21 protein-coding genes are annotated in these 22,627 nt (G+C 62.7%); 2 read left to right on the forward strand and 19 right to left on the reverse strand.

Translation table 11 applies throughout. The annotated features are described in order from the left end of the window. Window positions 1-8 precede the first annotated feature (8 nt). The 5 genes from B0E51_RS02435 to B0E51_RS02455 all read right to left on the reverse strand — a co-directional run bounded on the left by B0E51_RS02435 (window position 9) and on the right by B0E51_RS02455 (window position 7,803). A complete protein-coding gene (locus B0E51_RS02435; RefSeq protein ID WP_254424370.1) occupies window positions 9-3,311 on the reverse strand; it encodes a GH92 family glycosyl hydrolase in 3,303 nt (1,100 codons plus the stop codon). Between the two features lie 269 nt (window positions 3,312-3,580). Then, window positions 3,581-5,353 (reverse strand): peptide-N4-asparagine amidase, encoded by a 1,773-nt coding sequence (locus B0E51_RS02440; RefSeq protein ID WP_077443206.1) that lies wholly within the window; start codon window positions 5,351-5,353, stop codon window positions 3,581-3,583. A 118-nt stretch (window positions 5,354-5,471) separates the two neighbouring features. Further along, the gene (locus B0E51_RS02445) at window positions 5,472-6,485 is read right to left on the reverse strand and encodes an alpha/beta fold hydrolase (protein ID WP_077443207.1); all 1,014 of its coding nucleotides are present in this window, start codon (window positions 6,483-6,485) and stop codon (window positions 5,472-5,474) included. Continuing rightward, complete coding sequence (locus B0E51_RS02450) at window positions 6,482-7,297, reverse strand: lysophospholipid acyltransferase family protein (RefSeq protein ID WP_077443208.1); 816 nt, start codon at window positions 7,295-7,297, stop codon at window positions 6,482-6,484. Before B0E51_RS02450 ends, B0E51_RS02445 begins: the two co-directional genes overlap by 4 nt. Before the next feature lie 29 nt (window positions 7,298-7,326). Beyond that, window positions 7,327-7,803, reverse strand: coding sequence for an Lrp/AsnC family transcriptional regulator (locus tag B0E51_RS02455; protein WP_077443209.1), 477 nt, complete (start codon window positions 7,801-7,803; stop codon window positions 7,327-7,329). A 141-nt stretch (window positions 7,804-7,944) separates the two neighbouring features. Between B0E51_RS02455 and phhA the strand changes: the two genes are divergently transcribed. After that, the gene (gene phhA, locus B0E51_RS02460; RefSeq protein WP_077443210.1) at window positions 7,945-8,838 is read left to right on the forward strand and encodes a phenylalanine 4-monooxygenase; all 894 of its coding nucleotides are present in this window, start codon (window positions 7,945-7,947) and stop codon (window positions 8,836-8,838) included. Window positions 8,839-8,901: 63 nt separating this feature from the next. Here the strand turns inward: phhA and B0E51_RS02465 are convergent, their stop codons facing one another. The 8 genes from B0E51_RS02465 to B0E51_RS02500 all read right to left on the reverse strand — a co-directional run bounded on the left by B0E51_RS02465 (window position 8,902) and on the right by B0E51_RS02500 (window position 15,944). Further along, the gene (locus tag B0E51_RS02465; RefSeq protein WP_077443211.1) at window positions 8,902-9,384 is read right to left on the reverse strand and encodes a hypothetical protein; all 483 of its coding nucleotides are present in this window, start codon (window positions 9,382-9,384) and stop codon (window positions 8,902-8,904) included. 80 nt (window positions 9,385-9,464) lie between these two features. Then, complete coding sequence (locus B0E51_RS02470; protein WP_077443212.1) at window positions 9,465-9,818, reverse strand: hypothetical protein; 354 nt, start codon at window positions 9,816-9,818, stop codon at window positions 9,465-9,467. Between the two features lie 174 nt (window positions 9,819-9,992). Next, complete coding sequence (locus B0E51_RS02475; RefSeq protein WP_077443213.1) at window positions 9,993-11,057, reverse strand: hypothetical protein; 1,065 nt, start codon at window positions 11,055-11,057, stop codon at window positions 9,993-9,995. Further along, entirely contained in the window at window positions 11,054-13,321 is a 2,268-nt protein-coding gene (locus B0E51_RS02480) for an FAD-binding protein (RefSeq protein WP_077443214.1), read from the reverse strand. The genes B0E51_RS02475 and B0E51_RS02480 overlap by 4 nt, the downstream gene beginning before the upstream one ends. Then, window positions 13,318-13,677: a DUF805 domain-containing protein gene (locus tag B0E51_RS02485; RefSeq protein WP_077443215.1), complete on the reverse strand. Its 360-nt coding sequence runs from the start codon at window positions 13,675-13,677 to the stop codon at window positions 13,318-13,320. Before B0E51_RS02485 ends, B0E51_RS02480 begins: the two co-directional genes overlap by 4 nt. Before the next feature lie 159 nt (window positions 13,678-13,836). After that, window positions 13,837-14,502 carry an SGNH/GDSL hydrolase family protein gene (locus B0E51_RS02490; RefSeq protein WP_077443216.1) on the reverse strand — a complete coding sequence of 222 codons (666 nt, stop codon included), beginning with the start codon at window positions 14,500-14,502 and terminating at the stop codon, window positions 13,837-13,839. A gap of 26 nt (window positions 14,503-14,528) precedes the next feature. Beyond that, entirely contained in the window at window positions 14,529-15,215 is a 687-nt protein-coding gene (locus B0E51_RS02495; RefSeq protein WP_077443217.1) for an RES family NAD+ phosphorylase, read from the reverse strand. 336 nt (window positions 15,216-15,551) lie between these two features. Next, window positions 15,552-15,944, reverse strand: a complete 393-nt coding sequence (locus B0E51_RS02500; RefSeq protein WP_077443218.1) for an MbcA/ParS/Xre antitoxin family protein — start codon at window positions 15,942-15,944, stop codon at window positions 15,552-15,554. Window positions 15,945-16,063: 119 nt separating this feature from the next. Between B0E51_RS02500 and B0E51_RS02505 the strand changes: the two genes are divergently transcribed. Continuing rightward, complete coding sequence (locus B0E51_RS02505; protein ID WP_077443219.1) at window positions 16,064-16,606, forward strand: SRPBCC family protein; 543 nt, start codon at window positions 16,064-16,066, stop codon at window positions 16,604-16,606. Window positions 16,607-16,631: 25 nt separating this feature from the next. Here the strand turns inward: B0E51_RS02505 and B0E51_RS02510 are convergent, their stop codons facing one another. The 6 genes from B0E51_RS02510 to B0E51_RS02535 all read right to left on the reverse strand — a co-directional run bounded on the left by B0E51_RS02510 (window position 16,632) and on the right by B0E51_RS02535 (window position 22,596). Next, entirely contained in the window at window positions 16,632-18,389 is a 1,758-nt protein-coding gene (locus B0E51_RS02510; protein ID WP_254424381.1) for a DUF885 family protein, read from the reverse strand. 23 nt (window positions 18,390-18,412) lie between these two features. After that, entirely contained in the window at window positions 18,413-20,080 is a 1,668-nt protein-coding gene (locus B0E51_RS02515) for a SulP family inorganic anion transporter (RefSeq protein WP_077443220.1), read from the reverse strand. Then, a complete protein-coding gene (locus B0E51_RS02520; RefSeq protein WP_077443221.1) occupies window positions 20,077-20,688 on the reverse strand; it encodes a ParB/Srx family N-terminal domain-containing protein in 612 nt (203 codons plus the stop codon). The genes B0E51_RS02515 and B0E51_RS02520 overlap by 4 nt, the downstream gene beginning before the upstream one ends. A 95-nt stretch (window positions 20,689-20,783) precedes the next feature. Then, window positions 20,784-21,488, reverse strand: a complete 705-nt coding sequence (locus B0E51_RS02525) for a YafY family protein (protein WP_077443222.1) — start codon at window positions 21,486-21,488, stop codon at window positions 20,784-20,786. 84 nt (window positions 21,489-21,572) lie between these two features. Further along, entirely contained in the window at window positions 21,573-22,205 is a 633-nt protein-coding gene (locus B0E51_RS02530; RefSeq protein ID WP_077443223.1) for a glutathione S-transferase C-terminal domain-containing protein, read from the reverse strand. A 25-nt stretch (window positions 22,206-22,230) separates the two neighbouring features. Continuing rightward, entirely contained in the window at window positions 22,231-22,596 is a 366-nt protein-coding gene (locus B0E51_RS02535; protein WP_077443309.1) for a VOC family protein, read from the reverse strand. Between the last annotated feature and the right edge of the window lie 31 nt (window positions 22,597-22,627).

Below are 22,627 nucleotides of genomic sequence, written 5' to 3' on the forward strand. Positions count from 1 at the left end.
TCCGCCGCCTACGGGCTCGCCGCGTCTGACCCCAGCAGTTCGATTTCGGCTAGCGCCGTTGGCGCCGCACCTGTCGATGGATCGAGGCGCAATCGGTAATACGCATAGTTGCCCGGCGCGTGCACGATAAAGGCGCGTGTCTGCTGCGGCCATGCAAAGCGCTCGTGCTGACGCGTATCCATCGTATGCCAGTGCTGGCCATCGCTGGATGCCTGCAGCTGCCAGTCCGAGGGTGCGGCGGTGCTGGCGCCAGAAGTGAGCGTGAGCATCGCGACCTCACGCGGTTGTGCGAAGTGCCAGCTGATCGTGGTCACTACCGCGGGTAGCGTGGCTTCGGTGTTGCTGTCGTTGTCGGACAGTGCCGCCAACTGCGGGATGGCTGGCGAGCTGCTGACTTCACCCTGGTCGCCATCGGTGAGATCGCGCAGCGGTTGCGGCTTGCCGCGAGCAGTCAGTGACGGCGGCAACGCGGCCTCGTCGCTCCCCCACGTCGAGGGCCGCGGCCCCATCGCGAAATCCAGCATGGCGCCCTGCACCAGCAGCGCGTGCGGCAGGGTCAGCCGGTTCCACGGCTGGCCGTTGACGCGCAGGCTCTGGATATAGCGGTTGCTGTCGCTGACCGCAGGCGCATTGATCACGATGTGTCGACCGTTCTCCAGCCGGATATCCATGTGCGGGAAATACGGCGCGCCGATCACGTAGTCGGGCGTGCCCATGCGCAACGGGTAGAAACCAGCGGCGCTGAACACATACCAGCCAGACATCTCGCCGTTGTCTTCGTCGCCGAGATAGCCCTGGCCGATCTCGCTGCCGACGTAGAGGCGCGACAGCACGTCGCGCACCTTGTCCTGCGCCTTCCACGGCTGCCCGGCGAAGTCGTACATGTAGATGATGTGGTGCGAGGGCTGGTTGCTGTGGCCGTACTGACCCATGCGCACCGCGCGTGCCTCCAGCATCTCGTGGATCGGCTCGCCGTAGCTGCCGACGTGGAAGTTGCCCGGCGTGGCGAAGAACGCATCGAGCTTGGCAGCCAGTTCCGCGCGGCCGCCGTACAACGCGGCGAGGCCGGCACCGTCCTGCGGTGCATGGAAGGCCATGTTCCACGCGTCGGTCTCGGTGTAGTCGCCGCCCCAGCGGAGCGGATCAAAATCCTTGGCATCGTAGCGCCGGTGCCCCGCGGCGTCGCGGCCGACGAAGAAGCCCACGGCGGTATCGAACAGGTTGACGTAGTCGAGTGCGCGGTTGTGGAAGTACGCCGCATCATCGGCGTAGTGCGCGGCGTACGGATCGTCCGCCGTCGGTTGCTGGGCCAGCACGGTGGCCAGGTTGCCGATCGCGAAGTCATTGATATAGCCGTCCATCGACCACGACAGTCCTTCATCTACGCCGGTGTCGGTGTAGCCGTTGAAGATCGCGTTCTGCAGGCCCTTGCGGCCGGTGCCTGCGAGCGGACTGACCACCGTGGCGTCCTTCAGCGCGGACTGATAGAACGAACGCACGTCGAAGTTGTGCACGCCCTTCAGCCACGCATCGCTGAACGCCACGTCGGCGCTGGTGCCTACCATCAGGTCGGCGTAACCGGGTGACGACCAGCGCGCGATCCAGCCGCCGTCGCGGTACTGCTGCACGAAACCGTCGATCATCTCGCCGGCCTGCGTCGGCGTGAGCAAGACATAGGCGGGCCACGCGGTGCGGTAGGTATCCCAGAAACCGTTGTTGACGAATACCTTGCCGTCGACGATGCGCGCACCGGACTGCGTGGGCGTGTCGGCACCGGCTGGCGCGGAAAACGGGCTGGCGTAGCGATAGTGTGGTTGCGCTGCCGTGCCGGTGTTCTCGTACGCCTCGTTCGGATACAGAAACAGACGGTAAAGGTTGGAATACAGCGTGGCCAGCTCGTCGCGGCTGGCGCCCTGCACGCTGACGATGCCGAGCTGTGCATCCCATTGCCGTTGCGCGCGTTCGCGCACGTCCTCAAAGCTGTCGCTGGGTGCAATCTCCAGCGCGAGATTGTGCTGCGCCTGTGCCAGGCTGATCAGCGAAGTGGCGATGCGCAGGTTCACCACCTTTTGCGTGTGCGTGTCGAAGCCGAACCACGCACCGACATGGTCGCGACCCTCGCCGGTGAGCCGGCCGCTTTCGCTGACCGGTCGATCGACCACGCCGTAGAAGAACAGCCGCGTGGCTCCGGTGGAGAGCCGGCTCTTCACGTCCGACCAGCCGCTGAAGCTGCGGCCGGACGGATCGAGCGTGATGCCGCCGCGGTCGTCGCGGTTGTCGAAGATCAGCTGCGAACGATCGCCCTTGAAGGTGAAGCGAAACATCGCGGCGTGGTCGGTCGGCGCCAGCTCGGTGACGATGCCGTTGTCGAATGCGACGCGGTAGGTATATGCATGCGAGGCCTCGTTCGCATGGCTGAAGCTCAAGGCGCGCGCCGTTCGGTTTGCATTCGGTGCACCGTTCGCGACTGCTGCCGGCATCAGCTGAAACGTCTGACGGTCGCCCATCCACGGGCTGGGCTCATGCGACAGCGCGAACGCCTCCAGCCGCGGCCGGTTGTCCGCGCCGTTGCGCTGCTGGTACTGGTAGATCCAGTTGGAACCGGCATCGGTGACCGGCGTCCAGAAGTTGAAGCCGTGCGGCATGGCCGTTGCGGGGAAATTATTGCCGCGCGAGAAGCGGTCGTTGGAGTTGGTGCCGCGACGCGTCTCGACGAAGTCGCTGGGGCGTTGGCGCGCATCGGCCACAGCCGGGCCGATCCGCAGATCGTCCAGGTAACCCTCGAACGCCGCGGCCGGGCCATCGTACGCCAGCACGATGCGCTTGATCGTGCGGCCCGCGGCAATGCTGCCGACATCGATCGTCACCTGATTCCATTGATCCGGATACAGCACGCGTCCTTCGCCCTGCGCCCGTGCCGAAGCACCGATGCGATGCTGGTCGACTGCGCCGCGGGTGGACAACCGGCTGCCGTCATCGAACAGCAGATCCACCGCCACGTAGTTGGCCGGATCGCGCAGATCACCTTCGACACGCTGTGGAAAGATCAGGTACGACAACTGGGTGTCGGTCTGCACCGGCAAGTCGACATCGAACAGGCGCTGTTGTTGCGGCCCGGCCACGCTACCGCGGTAATGCAGCGCGTGCAGCCCGCTGAAACCGACCCCGGGTTTGGCGGTGAGTGCGCTGGACTGATCCGGGCCACCCGCAACCTGCGCCGTAAAACTTGCCTGCGCCGCAACCGGTCCGGATGCGGGCTCGCCTGTCTCGAAGGAAGTGTGGAAGTTGCCGTCATGCGCGTACGTCGGCATGGGCATCCAGCCGAGACATGCGCTTGCAGCCAACCAGGCGCAGCAACCCGCACGATGCCACGCCGATGCCTTCATGCCCCGTTCCTCACTGATTCGCCGATGCACGTGCACTCAATTTACCGTCAACGACCGAGAGGACCGTTGCCCCTGGCGCCAGACGCGGATGGCCAGTGATTTGAAGCGATCCAAATCAATCGTGTCAAACGGCATTGCTATAACGAGGAAGGATGCGACGGCCGCCACCGATCAGGTGACGACCGCCATGAGCCTTACCAGGCCTGGACGATGTCACCGTTGTCCGGCGAACCATCCGGATGGCTGAACCAGTACACGCGGTTGCGATGGTCCGGGCAACCCTGGCCGCTGTCATAGCTGGAAACCACGCCATCGAGCGTACCCACGTCAGCGCGATAGCAGCCTCCAAGCGAGTCGTGGAACGCGAATGTCTGCGTGCTGTGCTGGCCCGTGTGCGCTGTCAGGTTGCCACTGGCATCGAAATCCAGCGTGTCGGCGCTATCCACCGTGTTACCCACTTTTGCCGAATACACGGAGATACCGAACAGCTGGTGTGCGCTGTGCTTCTGGTAGTCCTGGTGCGCGATGGTGGCCAGGGTAAAGCTGCCGTCCGTGGCCACCTGTTCGTTGATGTCCAGATGCAGCGGGTAGCTCAGCTTTTCACGGTACTCGCCGACGACGGTGTGACCAATGCGACTGCGGCTGACACCGTCCACCGACGTGAGCTGGTCGGTGACCTGGCGGTAGGTGGTGGCGTTGATGGTGAAACCCTGGGTATCGGCAAAGCCCACGGTCTGATCCACCGTGGTCTGCACACGACCGCGCGAAGTATCGGCATAACCCTCGATCACGAAATGCCGGCTCAGGTTGGTGGTGATGTTGCCGGTGATATTTCCGGAAGAATCCTGCTGCAACGTGTCGCCGATGGTCGGTGTGGGTGGCTGGCTGACCAGGGTGTTGCGCACGAGCTGGCCGCTGACCTGCTGCGCATGCGGATCGAGATACACCAGCAGGCTGGCAGTGGCCGAGAAATAGTTGTCGGCACCCGCCACACTCAGCGCGACCGTGTGCGGCGAGCCATTGCTGAGCACGCCGGCGAACGGCGTGAGATCGACCCGGTACGGCATGAAGTTCAACGTCTGCACGCCGGGTGTGGGCCGCCACAGGTAGGGATCGATGCCGCCGGTGTAGATCCACGGATACACCGGTGCCACGCCGGCTGGCTGGCCGTCGATGCTGACTTCGGCCTCGCGGAAATTGCCACCGCCGCATTCCTGCACCTCGGCGGCATACTGATCCGGCACGCAGGTGTACCAGAACTCGTCGGCGTTCTGGCTCTGCACAAACACATCAAGATAGGCGCGCTCGACATTGCGTGGCAGGGTCAACGTCTTCGCCAACTGGCTGGTGGAACTGTCGAGCTCGGTGGTATTCCCTACCGCGTCACTGCCCAACGGGTACACCGCATCGGGTACCTGTGCCGCCGGTGCAAGCATCGAGGCCGGATAGAACAGCAGCCGTGCGCTGCCGTGGATGACCCCGGTATAGGTGCTGTTGACCACGTTGCCGATGATCGCCTGGCCGTTGCCTGCCGCGGACAGCAGTGTGCTGTAGTCGGTGAGGTCACGTTCCACATGCCAGCTCGGTGCCACCGTCGACGACGGCTCCTCGGTAGTACCGAAATAAAGATTCACGCCACCCAGCCACAACGTGGCGGTGCGGTCGAACTGGCGCCCGGCGGTCACCGAGAAATCCGCCTCCAGCACCACCTTGGACCAATGCTTGCCGCAACCGCTAGGCGGTGTGTAGCTGTAGGGACGCGTGTTGAAATCGGTGAACGTATCGTCCTGGAACAGCTGCACCACGCAGGGCGTGCCTGACGGGCGCGGCACGCTGGGATCGGCCACGGTGACGTTGTTCGAACCGACCGGACTACTAGTGGCCGGCGCGGCAAATGCGCCGCAGGCAAACGTGAGAGACAACCCGGCCAGCGCCAGGCAACGACCAGCGAATCGCTTCGGTAACATGCGCAAATCCCCGCGTGATGGTGCCCCCTGTCCAATGACGCTAGCACGCGGATTGCAGCCCAGGGGTCAAATATTGCGTAAATTCCGCTGCCGGTCACAGAGGGCCGGGCCGGGCTTTTCAGGCGGCTCCACCGTCGACCAGCGTGTTGAAGCGTGCGGCGATGTAGTCGTCGGTGAAGCTGGTCATGCCGTAGCCGCGGATAAAGCCGCAGTGACCGCCAAAGTCGGCGATGTCCAGTTCCACGTTGGGCGGCAGCTGGAGTTTTTCGAAGGCGTCGACCGGGATCACCGGATCATCGCGCGCGGTAAGAATGGTGGCCGGTATCTGCATCGCCAGCAGCGCGTCACCAGCCACCGAATACCCGTCCAGATACTGTTGCAGCGACGGGAAGTCGGTATGCCGCAGCACCATCGCCTCGGTCAGGCCACGCAGGTTCTGCTTCAGCTCGGACATCTCGAAGTACTGGCGATGCGGAAAGGCCTTCTGTTTGGCCTGCAGCGAATGGCGCCACTTGCGCATGAAGTAGGCCTGGTAGAACCACGGCGCGGATTCCTCCAGCGAGAACAGGCCTTCGCCAGGATCGATGATCGGGCACACCGCCAGCACGTAACTCAGTGGAATGCCGGTACGCGAAGTCTGCAACGCGGCGCGCAACGCGAAATTGCCGCCCAGCGAGAACCCGGCCAGCGCCATCGGGCGCGCCGGCCAGCGCTGCGCGATGTCGCCCAGCGCATGCACCACTTCGTCGATGCGGCAGGAGTGGAACAGCGCCTCGTTGAGGTTGTAGCTGTCGCCGTGATCGCGGAAGTTCAGCCGGACGATGTCCCAGCCGTCGGCGAGCAGGCGGCTGCCGGTCTGCAGCACATAGGTGGAATCGACGCTGCCCTCCCAGCCATGGAACAGCACGGCAAGACCACGTGCCTGCGGGCGGATCTTCTGTGCGGTATAGGCACCGGTGAGGCGCACGCCACCACCGCCATCGACCACGATTGCTTCGGCACCGTCCATTACCGTCTGCGCGGCACGCGGCAACAACATGCGGCGCACGCCGCTGGAGGACAGCATGGTCTGGATGTGACCGCTGCGCAGCGGCCAGGGCGGACGGAAATCCTTTCCGCGGGGCAGGCTCATGCGCGACCGTCGTCCGGCGCGGCATCTTGCAGCGCCGCATCGATGCGCTCGCGCGATTGCTCGGCCATGCGACGTCGCGCATCCGGACTGGCCGGCACCGGCGTGAGGAAATGTACTTCGGCATCCATCGGCGCCTCACCCAGCATGCGCACGATGTTGCCCATGAAACTCTCGTCTACACGGAAGCCGGCATCGATCACGCGCCGGCCGCCACGGGCAAAACGCAGCGCCACCGGCTGCACCGGCACTTCGGCATCCAGCGCAGCCTGGAAGATGCGCGCATGGAACACTTTGAGCACGCCGTTGTAGCCGGTGCCACCTTCCGGGAACACCGCCACCGAACGGCCATCGCGCAGCCGCTCGACCATCACCTGCATCACGGTGGACAGCGAATGGTTGCTGCCGCGGCGATGGAAGATGGTGCCTCCGTTCGCCGCAAGCCAGCCGACCAGCGGCCAGCCGGCGATCTCGGCCTTGGCCACGAAGCAGGCCGCGCGCTGGCTGTGCAGCAGCTCGATGTCGATCCACGAGGTGTGGTTGGCAACAAACAGCACCGGGTCGGCCAACGGTTGGCCGACCCGGACCGAGCGCATGCCGAAGATGCGCAGCAGCTTGACCGACCACCAGCGGATCATCCTGTGTGCGAACGGCTCCCTGCCATCCTTCATCACCACATGCTGGTTCCAGCTGAGGATCAGCGAACACAGCAGGATGCCCAGCACGATATGCAGCAGCACCAGCGGCACACGCCACAGATAGCGCAGCGGGCGCAACAGGTCACGTTCGGGGACGGTGGTGGTATCGATGCTCATCAGTCGATTAGTTTAGCGGGCACAGGCGCTCAACGCTCCAGCTGGCTCAGTGGCAGTGACGGCGAACGTTTCACCGTGCGCAGCACGAAGCTGGAATTGACATCGGCAACACCCGCCGCATTCAACAGATGGTCGAGCAGGAAGCGCGAAAAATCCTTGAGGTCGGCCACATAGACGTGCAGCAGGTAGTCCATGTCGCCGGTCAGCGCATGGCAGGCCACCACTTCGTCCCAACCGTTGACGTGTTCGACGAAATGCTCGATCGCCTCAGCCTCATGTTTGGTCAGCTGGACCCGCACGAAAGCCTGCAGGCCCAAGCCCACCGCCTGTGGATCGATCTGCGCGGCATAGCCGGTGATGATGCCGTCCGCTTCCAGCCGCTGCAGCCGGCGCAGACAGGCCGATGCGGACAGGCTGACCCGCTCGGCCAACTCGGCATTGGTGATGCGGCCCTCACTCTGCAGCACTGCAAGCAGACGAAGGTCGGTACGGTCGAGTGACGTCATGTGCAATAAAACTTCATTAATATAATTTGCTACGCAAGGATGATGCAATCAATAGCCCTTCTGTGGCAATAAAACAAGCTTCGTGCGTCGAATCCCCCGTATGCTGTGGGCTGGATCATCCCTGCCCCGGAGCCTCCCGCCATGGAAAACACCACACCCCGCAAGGTCGAACACCAGCAGACCGATCGCGGCTACGTGCCGGTGTACGCCACCGGCGTGGTTGAGCAACCGTGGGCCAGCTACAGCCAGACCGACCATGAAGTGTGGGACACCTTGTTCAAGCGCCAGCGCGAGATGCTGCCCGGCCGCGCGTGCAAGGAGTTCATGGCCGGTGTCGAGCGCTTCGGCCTCGGCGACGGCGGCATCCCGAAGTTTGCTGAACTCAACAAGGTGCTCGGCGCCGCCACCGGCTGGGAAGTGGTCGCGGTGGAAGGCCTGCTCCCCGATGAAGTGTTCTTCGATCACTTGGCCAACCGCCGCTTCCCGGTCAGCTGGTGGATCCGCAAACCCGATCAGCTCGACTACCTCAGCGAACCGGACCTGTTCCACGACCTGTTCGGCCACGTACCGCTGCTGCTCAACCCGGTGTTCGCCGACTACATGCAGGCGTATGGCCGCGGCGGCATGAAGGCCTTCGCGATCGGGCCCGAAGCGCTGATGAACCTCACGCGGCTGTACTGGTACACGGTGGAGTTCGGCCTGATCAACACCGACGAGGGCATGCGCATCTACGGCGCGGGCATCGTCAGCTCCAAGGGCGAGTCGATCTACTCGCTGGATTCGGCCTCACCGAACCGCATCGGCTTCGGCCTGGAACGCGTGATGAGCACGCGCTACCGCATCGACACCTACCAGCAGACCTACTTCGTGATCGACGGCTTCGAGCAGTTGTTCGAGGCGACGCATCCGGACTTCACGCCGATCTACGCGAAGCTGCATGAGCTGCCTGCGCACGCGGCCGGCGATGTGCTGGATGGCGATCGCGTGTTCACGCGCGGCAATCGCGAGGGTTGGGCGACCAACGCGGATACCTGAGCATCCATTTCGAACCGTGAAATTGAAGGCCGGCGAATATGCCGGCCAGAAAATCGGCCGGGCTTAAGGTTTCGCACCTGAAGGTGGCACGCAGTCAGATACGCACTCGAACCACGCGTCCCTGTGCGGGTAATCGATGGTCATCCGGAAGTGTTCAAGAATATTGGCACCCACGGCACCTTCCGGAGGCCGATCCATCAATGACGCCATCATGTCGTGGAAAGCACTGTCCGGTCGCTCGGTAAACCACACCGGCCCCACTTCCCAGCCAGCAATCTGCACCTTGGGAACGCGGATGATGGGGAAGACTTTCTGGGGAATCAGGTCGTCACCCTGCTCGATCACCATCCAGTCAGGATGTTTCTTGCGCCAGACATCCATGGTCGATTTGGTGATGTAGCTGGTTACACCGATTCCCTCGGTAGTAGTGCTGATGCCGCTGGCTTTCAGACCTTCGGCGGTTGGGTGGGCAGTCGCCCCCGTATCCAGCAACATATCGAGTGCCTGACCATCCACAGTCAGGGCAATGCGCGGCCATCCGAACATGAGACCCGTCGGAGAAACGCGAAACCCGAGTGCTGTCTTGTGGGTACCTCTGGGAGGCAGTGCTCCATTGGCCCTCACAGTCACCTTGCGGCCCGGATAGTCATACGTCCAGACGCCTTGGGAAAAGTAGAGCGGTACCAGCTGGCCATCTGCTTTCGCTTCATCGCCTGTGGGGACAATGACGACTCCTTGGCAAGGTCCTGAGAAACTGGGTACACCTTTGCCCGGTTTGAACCGGGGATGAGCCAGCGCATACGTCTGCCATCCACCTCGCACGAGTCACTGGCAGACAGGGACAGAGCGTCAGCCTGGACCTTGTTGATCCAATAACTCGGCCAGAAGCCGCCCCCAGTATCCAAGACCATGCGCATGGCCTTGCCGTTATCGAGTACTGGTGTGGCGTAAAAATGCCCGGATTCGTAGGTGGTTGGCATAACCACATCCGTCGTCGTGGCACTCGCATTCACCTTGGTTATCACGGACAACGCAAGGACGGCGACGGTTATAGGACGGCTTAATACAGATGTTCCAGAACACACGATTGGTAATTCCTTTTCAACGGATCGCCCTGGAAAGGTCCGCGAGGTGATCTTCAAGACACCCGCTATCTAGTAGTCGTAGATGTGCTCTATGGACAGTGACTGTCCGTTGATACTACGCAGCAGTGCGCCCAGTGAATCCACCTGCACGGCAAGTACCACGCGTTTTTTCCCTGGAACTGTACGAATGGACTGCGTGAACAGGATGTCCCGCGCAGGCACGGGGGGAGCCCAAGCGGTGGGTGCAATCAGGCTCAGCAGTATCGGACCACGATTCCCCGCGATCTCTTCAAACTGCGCACCGAGTTTCGCAAGCACAGCGGCTTCATTGGTGAACTCCTGATAGCGTGGCAGCGTTACCAGCGCCGTGCCGCCGGCATCCTGCCTGAGCAGCTTCATGTTCGGAAGTTCGGCGCTTGCGCCATCGGGCAAACGATCAAGGATGACGGCCGTGACGGGAACCGGCTCGTCGTAGCTCGCCTTGGTGGCCACGCCAATCAACCAGCCGTACGCCGCCTTGACTCCGTATTCCGTCGTCAACGCGTACTTGCGCTCCCACTTCCTTATGGCATCGGGTCCCCACAGGCTGGTGTCCTTCCACAGGCCGATCAACCTGCTGCGAAAATCGAATTTGTACCAAGGCTCGACGCGAATGAAATCGACGTAATCCTGCGCCACGCGTGAGGCGTAGCGATCCTCCTCGGTCTGGCCATGCGTGCGGGTGAGCTCGGCTATGCGGCCGATCAGCGTTTCGTAACCGGCGCGCAGGCCGTATTCGACGGTGGTACTCACGCCAATGACCATGATCATGACGTGATATCCCCAGTTCATGGGGTATCGATTCCGGGTTGCCTCGTAGACAGCTCCATAGCCTTGCCAGAACTGTCCGATGTGGCCAAGGAAGGGGAAATCGCTCGGATTGTGCTCGCGAACGAACACCGCATACTCGGCCGGGCTGAAGACCAGAAACCATTCCGGATAGGTGAGAAAGGTTTGCTCGGGCCCGCGGCGATGCTCCTGCGGCGTCACGATGACTTCGTCGGCAGCGAACGAATTCACAGCGAACATCGCGACCAGCATCGATGCAAGGATCACAAGCCAACCGCGACGCATCCAGGCGCGTTTGCGAATCATGCTGCACGCTCGCGCGAGTCTTTGACAAACGACATCAAGACGTTGTCGGAAGGGTCGTTTGCCTGCAGCAGGCGATTGCCGGAGTCGATGAGCCCAGCCGCCTGCAAACGTTCGCTCCAGCTGGCCACCGGGGCGAAGAACCTCAATTCGTTGCGGTTGCTTTCCCATGGCAGGCCAAGGCCTGCGTTGAACACGGTATGCGCAAGCGACACGAAATCGTGCATCAGGGGCGTGGTGACATCGTGGTCACGGAGAATGAACACACCGCCAGGGCGCAGGATGCGCTCGATCGAGAGGATGAAATCCCGCAGCCGTTCGGGTTGTGCATGGTGCAGACCGATGTAGCAGGTGACCACATCCACGCTCGCACTCGCCACATCGGCCTCGGCAATCGGCGCGTAATCGTTCATGGGTACGAATCGCCCGAGCTTGCCGATCTGGCCGCGCTCCACAATATCAACCGGAGAACCACCCGGGGCGACATCATTCACGAGAACGATGTCACCTTCCACGCGCACGTGTTTTCGCAGCTCACTGATGTAGCGACCCGTGGTGCCTATTTCGACGTAACCATGAATATGGCGACGATCGCCCAGCAATTGCAGCGTCTGGCGTGCCATCTCGCGCTTCTGCTTGAGCAAGGCGGGGACGGCGTAAGTCAGCTCGGAAAGCAGCGGTTTGATGCCGGGGAGGTCACGCTGGAGTTGGCGGTATATGGCTTCGTCGTCTTTGTGTTCGGCGCAGGTAGCCTTGATCAGGGCATGGAAGCGATCTTCCGGATACAGGCGATAGATGTTCTGCAGGAAGCGGTAGAAGCCATCGTGCATGCGCCTGTCGTCGAACACGCGATGAAATTCACAGGTGGGCGTGTGGCCAGCAGGCTGGTTCGCGGTGGCCAACGTCGGTGCGTAATAGGTATCCCAGATGACATTGCGCCAGCGAAAATCAGGATCCAGCCGGCGCTTGAGCGCGAACAGCTCATGTGCGCGTGGATATGCCTTGTGGAACTGCTCCGGAGTGGCATGTACCTGATAGGGCAGATAGTAGGCGCCGCTGCACTCGATGGCCGCATCGATCAACTCGCGGGTCCACACCGCTACGCGATTCCTGGCGTTTACGCGCGTTCGCTGCTTGTAATAGAGAACAAAGGCAAACGTCTCGCTGCGCGCCCAGGCCAGCAGCGAGCCTGGATCAGCCGTCGCGTGACGCACCGAAATATTCAGCACGTTGACCCGATGGCGTTGCAGGATTTCAGCCATCCTGGTCACGAAATCCTGATATCGCGCTACCGGTACGAAATACTCCTGGAGCACAAAGGTACGGAAGACGCGCGAACGAGGTTCCAGTTCGGCCACATCGGCACCAGCCTCATAGTTGCGCCAATGCACGCGCTTGCTCAGATACAGCAGCGGATCGATCAGGTATTCCTTGCGCCACTTGCCCAGCGGCGTTTCGGAAATCGCCCAGATGAAGTACTTCTGGATCGGATAAGTACGCCGCGTCGGAACCAGACGGTACGGCACGGTAACGGGATCATCCGTTTCCTCCCAGGTGATCGAGCGTGCCCTTGTGAACTGCGGCGGATAAAGATCGGCGTTGTGGAAGATCGCCTGAGGTACATTGCGCACTTTCTCGGTGAAGTGGGCCAGATACGTATTGGGCGGCAGCTTAGTCGTCACGCGTTTGACGCGTGTGTTACGGGCCAGATCGAGTTCCGCCTCGACAATGACGCCAAGACCACCATAGCCACCGATGGCGCCGTAGAAAATCTCGCTATTGACGCTTGGCGAGGCCTCCACGCTTTCACCCGTAGCCAGTACGACAAGAATCGAGCGGACGGCCAGAATCAACGGACCCTGGCCCATGTACCGACCATGCACGTTGACACTCAACGAACCGCCGACAGTGAAGTTGGCGTAGCTCTGCATGATCTTGATCGACAGATCATGCGGATCGAGAAATCGTTGCAGGTCGCACCAGCGAATACCGGCTTGCACACGAATCGTACGATGCAAAGGTGAGAAGCTCACCACGGCATTCATCCGGCGCATGTCGACATGCAAGGCACCAGGGCTGGCAGTCTGGCCACCCATGCTGAAACGTCCGCCCCCGATACAAATGGGGCCGCTCGTTCGCTCGATGGCGACCCGTATGTCTTCCGTGCTCGTGGGTGTCACTACCGCCCACACAGGTACCGGATTGAGACCGGTGACGTCATTGACGATCTGCCGGGCGTCGCCCGTGGTCAGCGGAACGGCGCTCATTTGACGACCTGGTAATCAGGATAGAACTCGGATGGATCGCGTCCGTAGCGGTTGGGCCCCGCGCTTCCGCGCAGGAATCCAAGCTCGGTCACCAGCAGAATCGGTCCGGCGATAGGAATGAGAACGACGAGAATCCACGCGCCACGCTTGTTGCGATCATGCAGGCGTTTGGTGATGAGGGCGACGAGTACTATAAGGAGCGGTGGGTATAGCAACAGCGTGCTGGCGTGCCCGAACACACGCTCGAAACCCACAAACAGAAAGATGAAGACTATCCATGTTGCGAGGGAGTACGCCCAGAAGGTCGAACGCAACAGACGTCCCCGGAAGGACAGGAACACATCTTTCATCCGCATGCACACATTCCTTATGGAAGCTTCTGGCTGATCAAGAAGAATTTGCCGTCAAACGCGTGACCCGTCGCTGACCTGCAGTGTTTCGGTCTGCCTTCAAGCGCATTCATACCGGGAAACGGTACGGTGGTCCAGATGCGCATCAAGGCTGATGAGGCTGGCTTAGCGCGGCACACCATCCGCCCACGGCTTGATGATGTTGATCCACAGCAGGTAGCCCTTGCGGTTCATGTGCAGCCCGTCTTCGCCGAACAGCCCAGGCTGCGGGCCGCCGTCCTTGCCAAGCATCGGTGTAAAGACGTCCAGATAAGTCACGCCCTTCTGTGTCGCGGCATACGTGCGGACCAGCGCATTCGCCTGGCGAATCTTTGGCAGCAGTACCGCGCGCGCCACGCTCGGCTTGATCGCGATGAAAGCGATCGGCACACCGGGATCGACCGCGCGCGCCTTGCGTACGAAGGCGGCGAAATCGTCGCGCACCTGTGCCGGGCTGTTGCCTTCCTGCAGGTCGTTGTCGCCGGCATACATGACGATGGCGCGTGCGTGGTACGGCGCCACGATGCGATCGGCGAAGAAGGTCGAATCGCTGATCACGGAACCGCCGAAGCCACGATTGATCACCTTCACTTCCGGGAAATCCGCTGCCAGCGATTTCCAGCGCTCGATCGACGAGCTGCCGATGAACAGGATGGAACCCGCTGCTGGTGCATGCGTCTGGTCGGCAGCCTCGAAGGCGGCGATGGCCGGATTCCACTGCGCATGATCGTTCTCGCGGGCATGTGCCAGCAGCGGCAACAATGCGAACAGCAGGATGATCAGTCGTTTCATCGTCGTCTCTAGGGCAAGCCCCGAGACTACCGCGGACGCGAGAGCTCGGACACCTTGAGCACCATCGCGATGCGTTGTCCGTTCCAGCGGTAGATCATGTGCTCGGACTGCACACACGGCGCCACCAGGTCCGGATAGAAAACGGCCACGCATTCACCGGCATGGCGGGCGCTGTTGTAGACGATGCCGTTGGAGCCGGCCTTGCGCAGCTGTTGCGCCAACGCGACGCTGGCAATGTAACTGTGCGGATCCTGCGCCTCAGGCCAGCCATCACGCACGTCGTGCAGCTTGCCGACAATGCTGGTGCGGTAGCAGCGCATCTCGATGTCACAGGCCGGCTCGGCGGTAGCCGCAAGGAACTGCTCGCGGTGGTACACGGTTTCCTCCACCGCGGTGGCGACGCTGTGCGCGGCATAGAAGACGCCCCAGCTGCCGTCGGAGAAACGGCTGCCTTCCGGATTGAGATGAGTGAACGCGGCCATCACCGGGGTGGAACCCGGCCCGCTGATGCGGCGCTCCTTTGGCACCATTTTCAACGCACCCGCTTCCTCGCGCAGGCGCGGGTTGGTCATGGCCTCGATCGCAAATACTGCATCGAGATCCGCCGGATCGGCGATGCGGTCATACACGCCCACCGGCGGGAAGCGACTCGGCACGATGCGATACGCCTGATTCCAGCGGATGCGTTTGACCGGTGGCAGATCGATCAGCATGGAATCTCCAGTGAACTGAATCCTTGCATCGAAAGTCCTATATCCGAAATAGCGACAAGGACATCGAAACTTCTCAACGGCATCATTCCGGCGAAGGCCGGAGGAGCTCTATAACAGCGAAGCTGGTCATCGCTTCATGACGATAGTGCGGGTCATCGATTCATCAATCTTGTGAAGAGCAAACAGCTCAGCTGCATAAAGCGATGACCAGCTTCGCTGTTATAGAGCTCCTCCGGCCTTCGCCGGAATGACGGCCAAGAGGTCGTTTCTGCAGTGCACGTCCTTCAGCATCGCAAGGGCCCGTCTCGCTGGCCGCGACCGTCCACACAATCCCGTTCAACCGCGCTGAGCATCCAGATACTGGCGCACCACGTAAAGGTCAGCGACGTTGCCCGACAACATGCGCTCCAGCGCGGAGTGGCCACCGAACAGCGGCGCCTGGTTCGGCTTGTGCAGCCACGCGTCAGCCTGGGCCGGATCAGGAAACAGGATCTGCAGCGATTTCCAGATGCCGAGCAGGTAGCTGATCCGCTCGATCGTGTCGCGACCTGGCACACCCTCGCGCTGGCGCTTCCATTTGTAGAACGTCGACTCCGGCGGATCACCCAGCAGCTTGCGCTGGTCGGCAATACGCAGCTTCCATTGTTCGGCCAGCTGGAAGAAAGCACGCAGCGCAGGGCCGCCCAGTGCGTCGGCGGGAGGGGTTTCAGGCAGCGGACGGGCCAGCATGCAGAACTCTCCTTGGAAAGTTAGATGTAAAAATACTCCATTTGTGCAGTTTTGCGCAACTACAGCCGGCGCAATCCCGGCGTGCTAAAACATGCCACCTGCCAGATGGAGAGACTTTCATGCGCCTGCCGACCCTGTTCGCGCTTGCCCTGCTGTCCGCTCTGCCCGTGCCCGGCCATGCGGCGGTAAAGCAGGCCGCCGCCGACAGCGTGTTGATCCAGGACAGCCGCGTGCTTCACGCCACACCCGCACAAGCCTATGCGGCACTCATCGATGTGGCGCACTGGTGGAATAGCGAACACACCTGGTCCGGCAGTGCCGCCAATCTCAGCCTCAAGCCTGAAGCCGGTGGCTGCTTCTGCGAGCGGTGGAAGGACAACAGCGCGCAGCACATGCAGGTGCTATGGGCCAGCAAGGATCGCCTGCTGCGCTTGCAGGGCGCCCTGGGGCCTCTGCAGAACATGGCCGTGCAAGGCGTGATGACGTTCAACCTCAAACCGGGCGATGGTGGCAGCACGCTGCAATTCGAGTACCGCGTGAACGGCGCCAGCGGCAGTGGATTGGACAAGCTTGCTGCCGGCGTGAACGAAGTCCTGATGCAGCAGCTGGACCGGCTGCAGCGTTATGCGGAAACCGGTCACGCAGATTCCGCCAGGCCGTGAAATCGCCGGACTCGGCTGTGTACTGCTACGGGGCCTTCTCACCCTTCGCGCAGTCGCAGCCGTAGTCTGGCTCCGGCCCACCCTCGGCGATGAAGTGGTCGATGCGCCGCTCCAGCACCGGAAGCGGCACCGACCCCGTGGACAACAATGTGTCGTGAAAGTGGCGCAAGTCGAATTTCGCGCCCAGCGCCTTCTCCGCCTTGGCGCGCAGTTCCAGGATCTTCAGGTAGCCGAGTTCGTACGACAGTGCCTGGCCGGGCCAGCTGATGTAGCGGTCCACCTCGTTGGCGATCTCGCGCGCGGACAGTGCGGTGTTGACAGTCAGGTAATCGATCGACTGCTGGCGCGTCCAGCCCAGGTGATGGATGCCGGTGTCGACCACCAGCCGGCAGGCACGCCACATCTGGTAGCTGAGGAAGCCGAAGTGCTGGTACGGCGTCTGGTAGATGCCCATCTCGTTGCCGAGGTATTCCGAGTACAGGCCCCAGCCCTCGCCGTAGGCGGAGATATAGCCATTGCGGCGGAACGCGGGCTGATTGTGGTCTTCCTCGGCCAGCTCCAGCTGCAAGGCATGTCCGGGATAGGACTCGTGCAGGGTCAGCGCCGGCATGTTGTACAGCGGACGAGACGGCAGGTCGTAGGTGTTGACCAGATAGACGTCCGGACCGCCGCGACCGGAGGTGTAGTATGGCGCGATGGCGTCGGGCACCGGCTCGATGGTGAAGCGCTCGCGCGGCAGATGACCGAAGAACCTGGCCATCTGGCCGTCCACTTGCTTGGCCACCCAGGCGCTGCGCATCAGCAGCTCATCCGGCGTCTTCGCGTAGAACTGCGGATCACTGCGCAGGAACTTCAGGAACTCCGCAAAGTTGCCCTTGAAGCCTGAGTCCTGCATTACCTGCAGCATCTGCGCGTGGATCTTCGTCACCTGCTCCAGCCCGATCTGGTGGATCGCGTCGGGACTCAGGTCGAGCGTGGTGTATTCGTGGATCTGCTGGTGATAGAACGCCTTGCCGTCCGGCATCGCCTCGGCGGCCAGGGTAGTGCGCGCATGCGGCACGTAATCGTTGCGGAAAAACACCAGCAGCTTCGCATAGGCGGGAATCACCTCGTCACGAACGCGCTGCAGCGCCTGGCCCTGCAGGGCCTGCGCCTGCTCGGCCGGAATCGATGCCGGCAGCTGCTTGAACGGTGCGTAGAAGCTGCTCTGGGTCGGATCCTTCAGTTCGGCCACGGCGGCGATCGACACATCACGACCCTTGAGTACTTCACGCGGCACGCTGAAGCCACGCTGGAGACCGGCGCGCATGTTCGCGATCTGCTGGTCGAAATAGGCGGGAATCTGGTTCAGGCGGTCAAGGTACTTGCGATAGTCGTCGACCGTGCGCAGCTTGTCGCTGCCAAGGTCGTAGTCGATGTCGGACCAGAATGCCGAGTCGCTGTTGAACGGCATCTGCCAGTTCATGAACTTCTGGTCGGCGACGAAGTTGCCGATCTGCTCGCGATAGACCGCCTCGTTGACCTGGTTGGCCGGCGACAGCTGCGCCACGTCGATGCCATCAAGCTGCTTGAGCACGTGCTGCCAGTAATCCAGCCGTTGCTGCTGGCTGGCCGCGTCGACATCGTCGAGACGGCCGTTGTTCGGCTGCGCCTCACCCGAGGTGCTGACTCCGGCCTGCCCGGTGCGCCAGGCCCATTCGGCGGTGTAGATCTGCTTGAAGCGCGCATCCGCGTCCTGCGCCGCCCACGCCGGAACCGCCAGACACAGTGCGCCCAGTACCAGCCATTGCTTGCCCGTGATGATCTTCACTGCCGTGGTTTCCCCGTCGGTGGCGGTGCAGGTGCTGTCGCCAGGGCAGCATCTTCCACGCTCCAGAAGTCGAGCGCCTGTGGCGAAAGCTGGGGTAGCGCTGCCCGCAACAGCAGGTCACGCACGGCGTCCTTCAATCGCGCCACGCGCAGCATGATGTCACGCGTGCCGAGCCACGTCGCGAAATCCGCCAGCGCCTCCAGCGCGGTGCCATCCAGGTCGGAAGATTCCTCCAGGCTCAGCACCACCACACGGGTCCCGGCATGCTCGTCGATCCGCTGGCGCGCCAGCGCCAGCATCGATTCCGCATTGGCGAAGAACAAGGGCTCCTCCGGCCGCAGTATCAACATGCCGGCCTGCTCATGAGCACTCGGATGTTCCGCGATATCGACGAAATCATGACTGTCGGGCAGCTGGCCGAGCACGCTGAGGCGCGGGGTGGCGAGCTGGCGCAACAGCATCACCAGACTGAACGCGATCGCCACCAGCAGGCCGTTGAGGATGCCCAGCGCGAGCACGGCGAGTACCGCGGAGAGTGCCACCAGCCGGTCACGCTTCCACTGCAGGTAAGGCCGGAACACGGCCAGCCGCCATGACTTGCTCACTGCATGGATCACGATCGCCGCCAGCACCGGTTCGGGAATGCGTTCGATCCAGCGCAGCAACAACAACACCATCAGCAGCACACTGGCTGCAGCCACCAACCCAGCCAGCCGCGAGCGCGCCCCGGCCGCCTCGTTGGCCGAAGTGCCGGAATAGCCGGCACCCAACGGCATGCCATGCAACAGGCCCGACAGGGCATTGGCCATGCCGATCACCAGCAGGTCACGGTTCGCATCGACCGGGTCGCCGTGCTTCAGCGCAAACGCGCGGATCGCCCCGTACGACTCCGCGTAAAGCACCAGCAGCAACGCCGCCGCCAGTTCGATGCTGGGCAGCCACTGGCCGCTCGATGGCCATGCCGGCATCGACCAGTCCGGGGTGAGATTGATCGCGCCGGTCAGCGTTACACCGTGCTGCGCCAGCCAGCCGGAGGCCGCCACGCCCAGCACGATCACCAGCAGGCTGCCGGGCAGACGACGTATCCGCTCGCACAGGAACAGCAGCAACAGCGCCACGATGCCCGCCCCCATCGTGACCGGCTGGATCTGGCCCGTCGATTTGACGAGCGCCGCCAGCAACAGCGGTACGAAATCGCCATGCAAGGCCGGCAAGCCGAGCAGGTTCGGCAACTGCTTCAAGGCGATCACGCAGGCGAGGCCGAAGGTGAAGCCGCGCAGCACCGGCCGCGCGATCAGATGCGAAAGGCCGCCGAGACGTGCTGCACCAGCAATCAGAAAACAACCGCCGGTGAGCAGCACCAAGGTGGCCGCCACTGCGGCACGTGTCGCGCCCTCCGGACCGGCTAGCGCCAAGGTGCCTGCAGCCAGCACCGCAGCCGAGGACGAGGTGGCCGAGACGATCGCATAGCGACTGCGTCCGAGCAGGCCGTAGCAGACCAGGCCGATGAAGAGCGCAATCACGCCGGCCTGCGGCGGCAACCCGGCAATGCCGGAATACGCCACCGCTTCGGGTAGCAGCAGACCGGCAATCGACAACCCGGCCAGTACATCCACGCCGATGGTGAAACCCGGCGCGGAAGCAGGTGCCGGGTTCGCGTTCATTCGATCGTCCCGCTCCAGCCCGGCAGATACGCTGTGTCATGGCTGTGCGCAAGCAGCAGCGCCTGCTGCACCACCTTCGCGCTGACCTTGCCACCCGGCAGCTTGAGATGGCGGCGATAGAAATCCGCCCACAGGAACTCCGCGTACGGCGTGGCGTCCTTGGCACAGCCGCCGGCGACGCGCACCCGTGCGGCAAGCGTGCGGTACGGATCGTCAGCCAAGTCGGTGAGGCTGGCCGGGATCGCGGTGTAGTCGGTACGGGTGCCGTGCTGGTCGTATGGGTGCGCCCAGCGGCTGAATTCCATCGTGCGCCAGAACACCTCCGGCTCCAGCCAGGAGAAGTCGCGCTGGATCATCACCGGCACGCTCTTCACGCCCTCCTCCATCAGTGCCAGGCCGAGGTGATGGTGGTCAACGATGTAGACATGCTGCTTGGGGCCCAGCACACCGGGGAACCAGTGCGAATCGAGTAGTTCCTTGCGCTTCTTCTTGCCGAGCTTTTTCCACTCCGCGCGCTTGGCCGCAACCTCGGCCTTGCCCACGGTCAGCTGGGTCGGCCGCAGCTTGGCCGGAGCAATCGTCAACAACGGATGGCGCACACCTGACATGGCACGACTCCTTGGGATCGACGCAGTGCTGCCGAGCGTACCCGAGCCGGTATCGCATGGGGGCTGTTTATCACGCGTAATTTTCTGCGAACCGGTTATTCCATGCCAGCGTAGTAACCGCGCATCGCGAGCAGATAGGCGTCCAGATTGCGGCCGTCCCCTTCGTCGAACACTTCGCCGGTCTCGGCGAGTTCGTCGATGCGATCGGGCCGGAAGTTGCGAAAATCCAGGCGTAGCCGACACCACGTACCGAGCGTCCACTTGCCACCCCAGAATGCCAGGCACAACGGCTCGACTTCGCGCGTGCTGATGCTGCCGACCTCGTCGCGATAGGCCAGCTGCAATACCTGGCGCGCCTCGATCGCCGCATGCAGCCGGTCGATCCGCGCGGCGAATGCCAGCTTGTGCTCGTCGCGCCAGATCGGTGCATAGATGCGCGTGCGCGCCGAACGCTCGCGCAGTTCCGGCGGCAGCACCGCCTCGATCTTCATCAAAGCGGTCTGTGCGCCCTCAGCCAGCTTGGCCCCGGCGAATGCGCGCACGAAGCGCGTGCCGACCACCAGTGATTCGAGCTCGTCGGCGGTGAACATCAGCGGCGGGATGTCCGAACCCTTGCGCAGCACATAGCCGACACCCGCCTCGCCCTCGATCGGCACGCCGGAAAGCTGCAGGTCGGCCACGTCGCGATAGATCGTGCGCAGGGAAACGCCCAGCGTTTCGGCAAGCTGGCGCGCCTGCAAGGCCGTGCGCCGGCCGCGCAGGGCGTTGATGATGAGGAACAGACGATCGGCACGACGCATCCGTACATCATCGCCGAGCCGAGTGATGGCGAACAGCGCCGAACGTCACGCCTGTCGCAACTCATGACAGCAAGGCCATCGAACTCAGGCTGCCTGCGCAGCTGCCAGTTCGGCATCGGCGGCCGCTGCGCGCTGCATCGCCGGGCGCGCGAGCACACGATCGATATAGGCACGGATCACCGGCAGCTCCGGCACCAGCTTGAACATCGTGGTCCAGTTCAGTGCGGTGCCCCACAGCACATCGGCTGCGCTGAAGGTATCGCCAAGCATGTACGGACCCTTTTCCAGCTGATCCGTGAGCGTCTTCAGCATGGTGTCGAAATCGCCATACGGGGAGGTCGATGGCGCCGCCGGTTCGCGCTGCATCGACTTGTCGATAAGCGCCGGCTCGAAGCACGAGCCATAGAACACCAGCCAGCGCAGATACGGGCCGCGCAAGGGATCGCCGATCGGCGGTGCCAGCTTCGCCTCGGGGTAGAGGTCGGCGAGATACATGAACACCGCCGGCTGCTCGGTGATCAACGCCTCGCCGTGACGGATCGCCGGCACCTTGCCCATCGGATTGATCGCCAGGTATTCCGGCTGGCGCTGCTCGCCCTTCTTGAAGCTCAACACGTGCAGGCCGTACGGCACGCCGATTTCTTCAAGCAATGCGCGGGTGCCGCCGGAACGGCTGTTCGGGGCATGGAAAAAGGTGACGCGTGCTGGTGTGTTCATGTCTGCAGGACTCCTGGGAGTGGATTCAATCCGGCTGATGGCAGACCGCCTCGACGTTGTGCCCGTCGGGACCGATCACGAAGGCGGCGTAGTAGTTGGCGTGGTAATGCGGGCGCAGGCCAGGGGCACCGTTATCGGTGCCACCAGCGAGTACCGCAGCCTGGTGAAATGCGTCCACCTGTGCCCGATTTACCGCGGCAAACGCCATGTGCAGCGGTGACGATTGACCGCTGCCGGCAGCCAGCCAAAGCTGCGGCTGGCCATCGCGACCAAGGCCGATCGCATCCGGAAACTCCATCGCCACGCCGATATCCAGTGGGGCCAGGGCCTGGCTGAAGAAGGTACGGCTGCGGACGAGGTCGCTGACGGCTAGGCTGACGTGGTCAAAGATCATGTGGAACTCCTAAAATTGGCGAGATTGA

Source organism: Rhodanobacter sp. C05, from assembly GCF_002001165.1.
GTDB lineage: Bacteria > Pseudomonadota > Gammaproteobacteria > Xanthomonadales > Rhodanobacteraceae > Rhodanobacter.